This window comes from Enterococcus sp. JM9B (assembly GCF_009933265.1).
GTDB lineage: Bacteria > Bacillota > Bacilli > Lactobacillales > Enterococcaceae > Enterococcus_C > Enterococcus_C songbeiensis.
This window is the reverse complement of the sequence record NZ_MAEK01000004.1, coordinates 42,809-55,699: the sequence shown is the minus strand read 5'-3', so window position 1 is coordinate 55,699 and position 12,891 is coordinate 42,809. Positions and strand designations below refer to the sequence as shown.

General features: G+C 34.3%; 11 protein-coding genes. 8 read left to right on the top strand and 3 right to left on the bottom strand.

All coding sequences use genetic code 11. From position 1 onward, the window contains the following. Positions 1-657: 657 nt before the first annotated feature. Together BAU16_RS01995 and BAU16_RS01990 are read right to left on the bottom strand one after the other, a co-directional pair. Positions 658-1,602: an acetylxylan esterase gene (locus BAU16_RS01995; protein ID WP_161526332.1), complete on the bottom strand. Its 945-nt coding sequence runs from the start codon at positions 1,600-1,602 to the stop codon at positions 658-660. Further along, complete coding sequence (locus BAU16_RS01990; protein ID WP_161526331.1) at positions 1,595-2,779, bottom strand: AGE family epimerase/isomerase; 1,185 nt, start codon at positions 2,777-2,779, stop codon at positions 1,595-1,597. The genes BAU16_RS01995 and BAU16_RS01990 overlap by 8 nt, the downstream gene beginning before the upstream one ends. Positions 2,780-2,918: 139 nt before the next feature. Between BAU16_RS01990 and BAU16_RS01985 the strand changes: the two genes are divergently transcribed. From BAU16_RS01985 to BAU16_RS01950, 8 genes are all read left to right on the top strand, one after another. Beyond that, on the top strand, positions 2,919-3,848 hold the full coding sequence (locus BAU16_RS01985) for a glycoside hydrolase family 113 (RefSeq protein ID WP_161526330.1): 930 nt from the start codon (positions 2,919-2,921) through the stop codon (positions 3,846-3,848). A gap of 86 nt (positions 3,849-3,934) precedes the next feature. Beyond that, positions 3,935-5,245 carry an ABC transporter substrate-binding protein gene (locus tag BAU16_RS01980; protein ID WP_161526329.1) on the top strand — a complete coding sequence of 437 codons (1,311 nt, stop codon included), beginning with the start codon at positions 3,935-3,937 and terminating at the stop codon, positions 5,243-5,245. A gap of 156 nt (positions 5,246-5,401) precedes the next feature. Then, positions 5,402-6,286 carry a carbohydrate ABC transporter permease gene (locus BAU16_RS01975; protein WP_161526328.1) on the top strand — a complete coding sequence of 295 codons (885 nt, stop codon included), beginning with the start codon at positions 5,402-5,404 and terminating at the stop codon, positions 6,284-6,286. Beyond that, positions 6,286-7,143 (top strand): carbohydrate ABC transporter permease, encoded by an 858-nt coding sequence (locus BAU16_RS01970; RefSeq protein ID WP_161526327.1) that lies wholly within the window; start codon positions 6,286-6,288, stop codon positions 7,141-7,143. Before BAU16_RS01975 ends, BAU16_RS01970 begins: the two co-directional genes overlap by 1 nt. A gap of 10 nt (positions 7,144-7,153) precedes the next feature. Continuing rightward, positions 7,154-7,759 (top strand): hypothetical protein, encoded by a 606-nt coding sequence (locus BAU16_RS01965; RefSeq protein WP_161526326.1) that lies wholly within the window; start codon positions 7,154-7,156, stop codon positions 7,757-7,759. A gap of 25 nt (positions 7,760-7,784) precedes the next feature. Next, entirely contained in the window at positions 7,785-10,019 is a 2,235-nt protein-coding gene (locus BAU16_RS01960; RefSeq protein ID WP_161526325.1) for an alpha-galactosidase, read from the top strand. Next, complete coding sequence (locus tag BAU16_RS01955; RefSeq protein ID WP_161526324.1) at positions 10,016-11,425, top strand: glycoside hydrolase family 1 protein; 1,410 nt, start codon at positions 10,016-10,018, stop codon at positions 11,423-11,425. Before BAU16_RS01960 ends, BAU16_RS01955 begins: the two co-directional genes overlap by 4 nt. Before the next feature lie 103 nt (positions 11,426-11,528). Beyond that, on the top strand, positions 11,529-12,251 hold the full coding sequence (locus tag BAU16_RS01950) for a GntR family transcriptional regulator (protein WP_161526323.1): 723 nt from the start codon (positions 11,529-11,531) through the stop codon (positions 12,249-12,251). A 120-nt stretch (positions 12,252-12,371) separates the two neighbouring features. Here the strand turns inward: BAU16_RS01950 and BAU16_RS01945 are convergent, their stop codons facing one another. Beyond that, positions 12,372-12,881 (bottom strand): isochorismatase family cysteine hydrolase, encoded by a 510-nt coding sequence (locus BAU16_RS01945; protein WP_161526322.1) that lies wholly within the window; start codon positions 12,879-12,881, stop codon positions 12,372-12,374. Between the last annotated feature and the right edge of the window lie 10 nt (positions 12,882-12,891).

Genomic DNA, 12,891 nt, shown 5'->3' with positions numbered 1-12,891 from the left:
AAGGAACCAAATGCTTTTTGTTATAAAAAAATATTTAGTGTCCTTACTCGATTTGAGTAACAACACTAAATATTATAGAACCTCTTTTTATTGAATTTCAACTGATTGATCAGCAATCATATTTTTTTGAAATGATTATCAAGATGCTTGTTTTATGCTTTGTGATTTTAATTATTTTTTTCTTTCCAGTTTTTGTTCATTTTGAGTTGAGTGGGTATCGACTTATTTTGCAACCCTTTCTGATTGCTATCTTTTCTCCCGTTGAAAGTTTGATTTCACTATTGATACTGATAGGAACTTTTGTTGTTTTTAATTTTATACCTGGTTTGATTCCTCTAGTATATATGACGTTACCTGTAAGTTTGATGATGCAAGTCATGTATCATCGTTTTTCAAAGTTGCTTATTTTTGATAAATAGTGGGATTAAATGGCGGGGAAATCATTTATGTAATTAAGTTAGGGAGAAAGAGTATGTGGGGATAGAACAAAAAGAAGTTGTGATATAGCCGTTAACAATAGTATTTACAAAAGGGTGCTTATGGAATCTCACCGGAGTAACCTAAAAGTTAAACTCCTTTAGTATAATATCACAATTCCTTGATTTGTAATTTATTTCACAATCTGCTGATTAATCAGCAGATTGTGAATTTTGCTATCTAATCTATAAAAACACTCCGCAATGAATCACTTATTTTGGGAAGATATTCATGTCCATATTCTGGTAATACAAATAACTTTTTCTTACTTTGTATTTTGTTATAGGTAGCAAATTGAGTTTCTGGTGGAACAATAGTATCTTGTAATCCCATTAACCAATAAACATCTGCCTGAATGCGAGGTGCAAGATGCTGGATATCAATGTACTCTAATGTTTGAAAGAATGCCTCCTCACGTTCATGTAAAGGATCTTTAAACTGGAACCAGTATGGAATTTCTTCAAAAGCAGAGGTTTGTGCCCCCATAGAATAGGCTTTTCGATAATCTGATAAAAAAGGATAGGTTGCGATTACTTTTTTGATTTCTGGAACAAGTGCTGTGCAGGCGATTGCTAAGCCACCACCTTGAGAAGCACCTTGGGCATAAATCGTTTCAGCGTCTACTTCCTCCATAGACATCAGGATTCTTGCCGCTTTTACTGTATCTAAAAAGACTCGTTTGTAATATAAGTTGTCAGGACCTTCTTCAACACCTCGAATAATCAGTCCCTTTGTAACAGTTCCAGAAGTAAGAGTTCTATCTTCTGAAATTCCCCCTTGCCCTCGGGCATCCATTGCCAAAACAACAAAACCTTCTGCTACCCAGCCAATTTTATCTTGCCAATCTCCTGAATTTGTATGATAGCCATGAAACTGTAACAGGCCTTTACACTTTCTGTTTATATTTTTTGGTTTTAATAATTGGCAATGTATACGTGCACCATCTACACCAGTAAAATATAAATGATATGCATCAGCTACTTGTGAAGCTAAATCATAAGGAAACAATTCATAGTTCAATTCAGATATATCAATTTTTTTTAATTCAGTATCCCAAAAATCATCAAAATTGGCAGGTTTTATCCCTAATCCTTTGTAAGTTTTCCAGTCATCAATTTTAATCATTTTCTTGCTCCAATCGGTTTATTAGTTCTAGATACATACGAATTGTATGATATGGTCCTTTCCAGTTATCACTGATATTTGAAGAATAATCAAGACTAACTATCGGAGGATTGTCTTGTGATAGATAACCAAACCATTCGCTATGCTGTCTAGAATCGATAAAATAAGTCTGTATTGCTTGAAAAATGGTATCGGCTGCTTGAAGGTATTTTTTCTGTTTCGTTTTTTGATAGGCATTATAAAACCCGATTACTGATTCTGCTTGAATCCACCAGACTTTCGTTTTATCTATTTTAGAAAAATCGGTAGAGTTATTCATAAGTCCCAGCCTGTCGATACCATATTGAAGACTATAGTCTGCCAAATCTAGAATCTGTTTGTCTAAAAATATTGTTTGGATTTCAATCTGTCCTCGATCAAGTAACCAAGAGGTTTCGATATCATGTCCATAAGATGCACCAGGCAGCAATGATCGCCAATCTTCTGTAAAAAATTGATTACAATACCCCTCGGGTTGCATAATTTTTTTTTGGAACAATTCAAGTAAGAATAATATTTTACTCTGTAATTTCGGGTTGGGCCATACTTGATGAAGACTTGTATAAGCTTCCAATAGATGTAAATGTGTATTAGTTGTGAAAGTTAATTCTTTGTGAGGGATACCAACTTCATGTATAGGTTGAGTTTGCCAATCTCGTGAGAATTCTTCAGTATATCCATTTTCCCTAAAAGCGTACATTTCAATTAAATGAAACAACTCTTTTGCTAAGGAGAGTGCGGTTTCATCTTTTGTTGTTTTATAATATTCGCAAAATGCATATAGAGCAAAACTTTGAGCATACAAAACCTTTATATTTTTTATCGTTTCTCCAGCATAATCTACTTGCCAGTATATTCCACCAAAATCTTTATCCCATAAATTTTTCTTTATAAAATCAAAACTGTGCTTACTTGCCATTTTTAAATCTGATGAATAAGTATATTGTTGGGCTGCAGACAAAGCCCAGAGGTAACGGCTTTGCATTACTCCGTGTTTTGCTGCAGTAATATTTTTTCTCAAATCATGACTAGTTACTTCTGTAAATCCGCCATAAGTTAAGTCGATTTGATTTAACCAAAACGGTAGAATGGATTGAATCAATTGTTGTTGAATTACTGTTCTTTTGATAAGTTCCACCTTCATATCTACTATTTTATTTAACTAGAATTGAAAAAGTTCTTTACAAATTAAGAAAGATAATTCATAATCCTGTTATCGCTTACAAATAAAAATATATACTTTTATTAACAAATGTCAATCTATTTGGAGGTTTTTTATGGATTTTATTAAAGGAGTCACTTTTGGTTTTATGAGCAAAAGAGGGGAGTGGGAAACACAACAAGCCAAAAAGTCTTTGAGATTAATGAAAGATAGATGTGCTGCTAATTACGTTATTCTCCCAATAGTCGTCGAACAAAAAACAACACAATCAACTGAAATTGAGTGGAAAGCAGAATCCACTTTAATGAATAAAGAAATAGAGGGGATGATTGACTATTCGAAAAAAAACGGATTGAAAGTAGTGTTAAAGCCAATGGTAAATGTAACTGATGGTACTTGGCGAGCGCATATTAATTTTTTTGATCATGATGTTCCTGGTGAACCAAAATGGAGTGAATGGTTTGCTTCGTATACAGAATATCTTTTGTATTATGCTGCTTTAGCTGAGAAAAATAAATGTGATATGTTAGTTATCGGTTGTGAACTTGTTAACTCAGATAGACGTGAAAATGAATGGAGAGAATTGATTCGAAAAATACGAATCGTTTATAGCGGGCTAATTACTTACAATTGTGATAAGTACCAAGAATCGAATATAACTTGGTGGGATGCTGTAGACGTAATTTCGTCCTCGGGTTACTATCCAATCGATAAGTGGGAACAGGAGCTGGATCGAATAGAAAAAGTTATTTTAAAAGAAGAAAAACCTTTCTTTTTTTGCGAGGTTGGATGTCCCAGCAGAACAGGAAGTGAATACTTACCAAATAAATGGGAACTATCAGGGAATGTTAGTCTGACTGCTCAAGAAGAGTGGTATCAAACAATGTTCACAGCATGTTTGAAGAGAAAATGGGTTCAAGGATTTGGTTTATGGGATTGGAAAGTAGCTCTATACCCAAAAGTAAAAGCTAAATTAGATGGTGACTATGCCTTGTATGGCAAGCCTGTGGAGGAAGTAATATATAGTTTTTACAAAAATATATAGAAAATAAAAATAAAGTATATACATTAAGTGGAAGTGGTGATATACTATTTTTGTAATCGCTTACTAAAAAATTAGGAGGAATTATGATGAAAAAGAAATCGATTTTGAGTTTGGTGGGTCTTTCTGCAGTAGGGTTACTTTTCTTAGGAGCATGTGGGAAATCAGGAGATTCTGCAAAAGCAGATAAAGAGGGAAAAGAAACAATTACCTTTATTAACCACAAAACAGACTGGGAAGGAAATGGAAAATGGGATAAATATATGGAGGAATTCAATAAAAAATATCCTGATATTAATGTTGAAATTCAAACTATTACAGATTATGTTGGTCAGATGAAAACACGTATGAATAGCGATGAATACGGAGATTTGCTGATGTTACCTGGAGATATTCAACCGCAAGAATTTGCTACTTTTTTTGAACCGTTAGGTGACAAAGAAGAACTTGCAGAAAAATATATGGGATTAAATGATCGATCTTATGAAGGCGTTTCCTATGGCATTCCAACTCAAATGAATGCAACTGGTATGGTCGTCAATATGAAGGTTTTCAATGATGCGGGAATTACTGAATTTCCTAAAACACCGGAAGATTTTGTAGCATCATTAGAAACGATAAAAGAAAAAACTCCGGACGTGACACCACTTTATACAAATTATGCAGCTGGATGGACTTTATCAAACTGGGATTTCGTCCGTCCTGGAGCATCTGGTGATAAAGCTTTTACTAATAAAATGACTAGTGATACTGCACCATTTGAAGATGGAAAAGTTATGAATACAATCTATAAAACCTTGTATGACGTGAGTAAAGCTGGATTAATCGAAGCTGATCCAACAACAAGTGATTGGGAGCAATCAAAAGCGGACATGGCAAATGGGAAAATTGGAGTAATGGTTCTAGGAAGTTGGGCAGTTCCTCAAATTCAAGAAATAAATCCTGATGCAGCGGATGATATCACATTCCAAGCATTTCCAATGACAGCCTCCGATGGAAAACAATATATGGGTGTTGGTGGAGATTATAACTTAGCAATTAATGTTCATAGTAAACACAAAGAAGCAGCACGAAAATTACTTGATTGGTTAGTAAATGACTCTGATTATGCAGTAGACAATGGTGGACTTCCGGCTGTCATTGGTGGAGAATATCCGACAGCATTGAAATCTAGTGAGGAGGCAGGTGTTGAATTAATTGAAGAAGAGCCAGCACCAGCAGGAAAAGAATCATTATTTAGTGATATCAATAATGAATCTGAATTAGGAATTGGAACAACTGATGCTGAAAAACAACGAATTATTGATTCAGCTACGGGTAATACAGATGAAAGCTTTGATACAATTATGGATGACTTTAATAAACGATGGTCTGATGCAATCAAATCAGTTAGTGAATAACACAAAATACGGTGTGTTACCTATACTAGAAGTGTCCAATAGCAATTTTTAGCGGGAATAGAAATTTTTATTGGAACTAGAACAAATAAAAAAAGTTTGTTCTAGTTCCATGTATTTTATACACATCCTACACAGTTATTGAAGGGGGAATATTAGGTGAAAAAATTTAAGTTTAGCCAAAAGATAGAGCGACGAATTTTAGTTATTAGTTTTACCATCATTCCAGTATTGCTATTATTGGTTTTTTCTTATTATCCATTAGTAAAAATGATTCAATATAGTTTCACCAATTGGAATGGCTATAATCCTACGAGTGAATCGGTGGGTTGGGCAAACTATAAAACAGTTTTAACCAACCCAAATTATTTTACAGTTTTTAAAACAAGTCTTTATTATTTCATTGCCACCTTTTTTCAATTAGGTTTTGCACTATTATTTGCAACTATCCTATCTTTTAAAGTGAAGTTCGCAAACTTTTGGAAAGGAATTCTCTTTTTTCCTTACTTGTTGAATGGTGTAGCCATTGGATTTATTTTTTTGTATTTCTACAAGGGTGGTGGAACATTAGATACTGTACTTAGTGGACTAGGGCTAGAAAACCAAATCCGGCTGTGGTTGGGGGATCGTTCTATCAACAATATTTCTTTAGCGTTTACGTCTGTTTGGCGATACACTGGATTCAATTTCTTGATTTTCTTAGGTGCCATTCAATCTGTGAATCCAGAAATTTATGAGGCAGCTGAAATTGATGGGGCGAATCGTTGGGATGAGTTCCGATATATTATTATGCCGAGCATCAAGAGTATTATCTTTTTAAATATCATCTTGGGCGTGAGCGGTTCTTTAAGTGTCTTTGACATTCCGTATATCATGACGGGAGGATCAAACGGAACCATGACTTTTGTTATTAAGACAATTGATACGGCTTTCAAATATAATAAGGTCGGTTTAGCTTCTGCGATGGCACTGATTTTGCTTGTCATAGTAATAGCCGTAACAGTGGTCCAACGGTTTGCTACTAGAGAAAAGGAGAATGCGTGATGGAATTCATACAAACACAGCAAAATAGAAAAAAGAGAATAAGGATTACTCCAGGGAGTATTTTTAAGTATTTTATCTTAGGTATTGGTGCTATTGTAGCGATACTACCGATTTTAGTTGTTTTTATTGGTTCCTTTAAATCAAATGCTGAATTTCTAAGTACAGGAGTTTTATCATTGCCGAAAGCACTTGATTTTTCAAATTATAAAACAGCCTTCGTGAATGGTCAGATGCTATTAGGATTTAAAAATACGCTTATTATTTTTGTGATTAGTATGGTAGGAAAATTAACTTTAGGATCAATGTTTGCATATGCAATGAATCGATTTGAGTTTCGTCTAAAAAAACTTATTATGACATTGTTCATGATGGCTATGTTAATTCCAGGTATTACCAGCCAAGTAGCAACTTTTCAAATTATTAATAGTTTAGGACTTTTTAATACGATGTGGGCAGTTATTGTCTTGAATTTAGGGACGGACGTCATTTCTGTATATGTATTTTTACAATATTTAAATGAAATTCCAGTTTCACTAGATGAATCAGCCTACTTAGATGGAGCTTCTTACTTTGGTATTTTCTGGCGAATCATTTTACCAAACTTAAAAGCACCAATTGTTACTATGTTGATTATTAGCGGTGTGGGAGTTTATAACGATTTTTATAACCCATTTTTATATATGCCAGATCGTAGTTTGAAAGTTATCTCAACTGCATTATTTGCTTTTAAAGGTCCATATGGAACCAACTGGCCGGTTATTTTGGCAGGAGTTATTATTGTTATTCTACCAATCTTAATTGTTTTTGTGTTCCTACAAAAATATATTTATAACGGTGTTGCAGGGTCTGTTAAATAGGAGAAACAAGATGGAAATGAAGCATTCAAGATTAGTCAACGGCGTTGAATTTTTTTATAAAATTGTTAAAGGAAGTATTTATTTCTGGATTACTTTAATTAAAAAAGGTTTAGTATATGGGATTTTACCAGCAATTTCAGACGGGTTGACGTATGTATCAACTAATCAAAATGTCGAAGAGAAATTTTTTACATTAATTAAGAAGAAAAGAGACCCTCTTCCATTTGAGAGAATTGTTTCTCTTTCGTGGTTTTTCATAGGAAGTTTTATCTCTGCATTCTTTCTTTTGTCTAATGGCACAGAAAACCAAATGATTCAGGTCTTTGAAATTGTCAGTTTTCTAGTAATATTTCTTTCAATAATTTATCTTTGCTGGACTGCGTGGTTAGTAAACAAAAATCCGACAACAAAGTACATTTATGCGCTTGCTCTTGATCAAATGATACGCCATCCCTTTAAAAGTTTATATATAGCTGGTTTTTTAGTGACATCTGTTCTAGTAGCATGGGTTAATTTAATTATTTTCTTTTTTGTAATTCCAGGATTGTTTTTGTGGTTAGTTGACAAGGGATTAGGAATGGGAAATGTAGAGACTACTATGACGGTTAACAAATAATAAATGTATGAAATAAGGAGAAAAAATGGCTTTAATAAATGTAAATAAAAAGACGAAAGAATTTCATTTAACAAATGGACAAGTGAGCTATACCTTTCGAGTAATGGAAAAAGTTAAAACGCTTGAACAACTTTATTATGGAGCTGCTATTCGTCATAGAAATAGTTTCTCTTATCTAATTGAACGAGAAATTCGTCCTTCCAATAATCAATTTGAAGGAGATTATACATCTTCATTAGAACATATAAAACAAGAAATGCCTGTTTATGGTACTACTGATTTTCGCTATCCTGCCTTAGAATTAACTTACCCAGAAGGAGATTCAATCAGCAGATTTCAATACGTAGATTATGAGATAATTTCTGGAAAGCAGAAAATAGAGAATTTACCAACAACTTTTGCCTCTGATGATGAAGCCGAAACTTTAATTATTCGTTTAAAAGATGAATATTCAAATTTAGAGCTACAATTATTTTATACAATTTTCGTGGATTACCCAATAATTACGCGACATGCAACTTTAATTAATCGAGGAAATAAGAAGATTACTGTAAATCGTTTAATGAGTATGAATATAGATTTGCCTGGAAAAAATTATGACTTTCTTCATTTGAGTGGAGCATGGGCAAGAGAAACACAGGTCCAAAGAGATAAACTAAATTATGGGGTTCAATCTATCTCTAGTACTCGTGGGGCAAGCAGTCACATTCATAATCCCTTCTTTGCGCTATGTAATCCAACAGCAACAGAAGTCTACGGAGAGGTTATCGGGTTTAGTCTGATTTATAGTGGGAATTTTCTTGGACAAATAGAAGTAGATACCTATGATGTAACAAGAGTTATGCTAGGAATTAATCCGTTTCAGTTCAAATGGAATCTTTCAGCCGAGGAATCCTTCTCATCACCAGAAGCTGTCATGGTTTATAGTAAAGAAGGACTTAATGGAATGAGTCAAATATTTCATTCATTTTATCGTCATCAGTTAATCAACCAAACCTGGGCGGAAAAGGAACGCCCTATTTTATTAAATAATTGGGAAGCAACATACTTTGATTTCAATGAAGAAAAATTGGAAAAACTACTCACTGAAGCAAAGAAATTAGAGCTTGAATTATTTGTGTTAGACGACGGCTGGTTTGGTGAGAGAAACAACGATAATTCTTCTTTGGGAAATTGGAGCGTTGATCGAAAAAAGCTTCCCAACGGATTACCTGTATTAGCAAATAAAATTCATGAAGCTGGTTTAAAATTCGGCTTATGGTTTGAACCCGAAATGGTTTCATCAGGAACAAAATTATTTCAGAAACATCCAGACTGGATAATAGGTCATCCCAAAAAAAATCGCTCTCACGGGCGAAATCAATTTGTTTTGGACTTTGCTAATCCAGAGGTAGTTGAAGAAATTTTTCAGCAAATGGCTTCCGTTTTAGATGAGACGTCAATTGATTATGTAAAGTGGGATATGAATCGCTATATATCCGAGGCATTTTCTAACTATCTAAGTTCTGAAAGACAAGGTGAAGCTTTTCACCGATACATCTTAGGGGTATATCGACTATACGAGAAATTATTGACACGATATCCTAATTTGTTAATTGAGTCTTGCGCTGGAGGAGGAGGCAGATTTGATCCAGCTTTGCTATATTATGCACCTCAAACATGGGCGAGCGATGATACAGACGCAGTAGAACGGCTTGGTATTCAATATGGTGCATCAATGGTTTATCCGCTATCTAGTATTGGAAGTCATGTTTCTGCAGTACCGAATCATCAAGTGGGAAGAAAAACATCCCTTAATATGCGTGCAGATGTAGCAACCTTTGGAACTTTTGGTTATGAATTAGATTTAACAAAGTTATCGAGTGATGAAAAAGGCGAAATTGGAGAACAGGTACGTCGATTTAAGATGTATAGGCAGTTGATTCATTCAGGAGTTTTCTATAGATTGCTTCATGAGGACAATGAAGTTGCTTGGATGGTTGTCTCACAAGATAAAAAGGCTGCTTTGGTTGGTTATTACCAAATATTGGCAAAACCAAATCCAAGTTACAAACGTCTGAAATTATTAGGATTAAACCCAAACTATCGCTATCAAATAGATCATAAAACGGAACGTTATGGTGATGATTTACTGAATATTGGATTATTGTTTGGAGAAAACTATATTGATAGGGCAGAAGAATATTGGAACAAAGAAAAAGAGGGTGACTTCCAGAGCAAAATTTTTTATTTGGAAGTGATAGAAGAGGTGCAGAAATGAAAATGAAATTTCCAGATAACTTTTGGTGGGGAGCAGCGACTTCGGGACCGCAAAGTGAAGGAAGATTTAACAAACAACATGCCAATGTTTTTGATTACTGGTATGATATCGAACCGGAAGCATTTCATGATCAAGTGGGACCAGACACAGCATCAAATTTTTATAATAGCTTCAGAGAAGATATAAAACTGATGAAAGAAATTGGCTTGAATAGTGTACGAACATCTATTCAATGGACACGCTTAATTGACGATTTTGAAACAGCGACGTTGAATAAGGATGGTGTTCGTTTTTACAACGATGTTATCAATGAATTTATTGCAAATGGTATTCGACCGATTATTAATCTACATCATTTTGACTTGCCAGTGGAGTTGTATCAGAAATATGGTGGTTGGGAATCAAAACATGTCGTAGAGCTCTTTGTAAAGTTTGCACAAAAATGTTTTCTGTTATATGGTGATCGGGTTACTGACTGGTTTACATTTAACGAACCAATGGTTATTGTGGATGGGCAATACTTGTATCAATTTCATTATCCAAAAATAGTTAATGGAAAAAAAGCTGTTCAAGTTGCCTACAATATTCAACTGGCTTCTGCTAAAACAATTAAAGCATTTCGTGAAATAAATGAAAATGAATCCAGTCGTATTGGAACTATTTTAAATCTAACACCATCCTATCCGGCAACAGAAAAAAAAGAAGATATTGAAGCTGCGAAATTTGCAAATCTATGGTTAAATCAGATGTTTCTTGATTCCTCAGTAAAAGGAAAGTTTCCAGAAGAATTAGTCTCGTATTTAACAAAAGATGATGTGATTTGGCATTCTACTGAGGAAGAGCTAGATATTATTAAAGAAAATACTATCGATGTTTTAGGGGTCAATTTCTATCATCCGCATCGGGTTTCAAGTCCTGATGTCTCTTCTGATAGTTTAGCAGTCGATTGGATGCCAAATAAGTATTATGATGAATACGAACTGCCAGGACGCCGTATGAATGTAGATAAAGGTTGGGAAATTTATCCGGAAGCGCTTTATGATATTGCAATAAATATTAGGGATAATTACAATAACATTGATTGGTTTGTGTCAGAAAATGGAATGGGCGTTTCAAGAGAAGAACGTTATTTAAATGAGCTCGGAGTAGTTGAGGATGATTATCGAATTCGTTTTATCCAAGAACACCTTTTCTGGTTAAAAAAAGGGATAGAGGAAGGCTCAAATTGTTTTGGATACCATCTATGGACGCCGATTGACTGTTGGTCATGGGGAAATGCGTATCGAAATCGTTACGGTTTTATTTCGACAAATATTCATACGCAAGTGAAAACGATTAAGAAATCTGGTTATTGGTTTAAACAAGTATCTTCAAGCAATGAGTTAGCTTATCCTGAAAATTTTTAAGAAAAAATGTAGAAGATGGCAATAGATATTAGATAGACAAAAGTGTCTAATACGCATATACTTTTATATCAATAAGGAAGTTTATTCTGAGGAGGAATTATCTATGCAGAAGTATATTCTTATTTCGAATGATATTCGAAATAAGATTTTAAAAGGTGAATATACAGCAAATCAGCAAATTCCTTTTGAGAAAGATTTATGCGTATTTTATGATTCTAGTAAAATGACGGTAAAAAAAGCATTGGATATGTTGGTTACTGAAGGATTAATCATTAAAAGACGAGGATACGGGACATTCGTCAAAGATATTGGACCAGATGAATTAGAACGGATGAGTGTAGCCAATCAATTTAGAGGAACGACAGCACTAAATCCTGATAAAGAAGTGAAAAGTACAATCTTAAATTTTTCGATTATTCCTTGCCCGGAAAATGTGCAAAAGAAATTAAATGTAGTTGCGGATAGCTTTGTTTATGATATCTATCGAGCACGTTATATTGATGGGCAACCACATGTAATGGAAAAAATGTATATGCCGATTGATTTGATTCCAGGCCTGAAGAAAAAAAATATTGAAGGATCTATTTACGAATACATTGAGGAACAACTTCATCTGGTCATTCAGAGTGCACACAGAACAATCTCTGTTCGAAAAATTTCAGAATATGAGGCAAAATATCTTGAACTACAAGAAAATGATCCAGTTGCAGTTGCTGAGCAGATTGGGTATTTAGATACAGGAGCAGCCTTTGAATATTCTATCTCAGTTCATCGATATGATGAATATTCAGTAGAACTTGTCTTGACTCGAGATACCAGAAACTAGCAATTTTTGGTGTGTCTAATTACTCAACAAAAATAATATAAAGAGGACCTTAGAAAGGCAGATTTATAGCTTCTTTCTAAGGTTTTTTATTAACTCTATAGATTTCTGCTACAACAAATGTTAATTATTTTCCCTACCACCAACCTGCATATTAAATGCCTTCAACAACTCCAGTGCCTTCGCTCCGTGTTTTCTGCTGGAAACCAAAGCTGGATCAATCAAAAAATCTGCTTCCGGAAAAGCACTTTGTATCTCGATGGCATTTGAAAGGACACACAAATTGGTTTCTACACCGGTAATTTCGATATTTTTTTGCTCTTGTTTGCTGTCAAACAGGGCTTTTTTGATTTCCACCAAAGTTTCTGGAGGAATACTAAAGTAATATTTTTTGACGATCCGATCACCGTTCTTTGGCGTAAGCTCTGGAATAAGTTGCAGTGATTTTTGCTCTTCATTGGCAGTGTCTTTATACTCGATTGGAATATCTCGGGTGTAGAGAATGTATTCCTGATTTTCTCGAGCTATTTCCAGCCGATGTTGGATTCTTTTTACCAGCTCTTCCGAATCTGGAAGGTAAAATTCACTTTCAGGATCAAGAATATGGTTTTGCATGTCAATGATTACTAACAAAGAAACACCT

Coding starts and splice junctions, on each gene's coding strand:
- BAU16_RS01995 (WP_161526332.1), bottom strand. CDS start 1,602: ATGATTAAAATTGATGACTGGAAAACTTACAAAGGATTAGGGATAAAA.
- BAU16_RS01985 (WP_161526330.1), top strand. CDS start 2,919: ATGGATTTTATTAAAGGAGTCACTTTTGGTTTTATGAGCAAAAGAGGG.
- BAU16_RS01980 (WP_161526329.1), top strand. CDS start 3,935: ATGAAAAAGAAATCGATTTTGAGTTTGGTGGGTCTTTCTGCAGTAGGG.
- BAU16_RS01970 (WP_161526327.1), top strand. CDS start 6,286: ATGGAATTCATACAAACACAGCAAAATAGAAAAAAGAGAATAAGGATT.
- BAU16_RS01965 (WP_161526326.1), top strand. CDS start 7,154: ATGGAAATGAAGCATTCAAGATTAGTCAACGGCGTTGAATTTTTTTAT.
- BAU16_RS01960 (WP_161526325.1), top strand. CDS start 7,785: ATGGCTTTAATAAATGTAAATAAAAAGACGAAAGAATTTCATTTAACA.
- BAU16_RS01955 (WP_161526324.1), top strand. CDS start 10,016: ATGAAAATGAAATTTCCAGATAACTTTTGGTGGGGAGCAGCGACTTCG.
- BAU16_RS01950 (WP_161526323.1), top strand. CDS start 11,529: ATGCAGAAGTATATTCTTATTTCGAATGATATTCGAAATAAGATTTTA.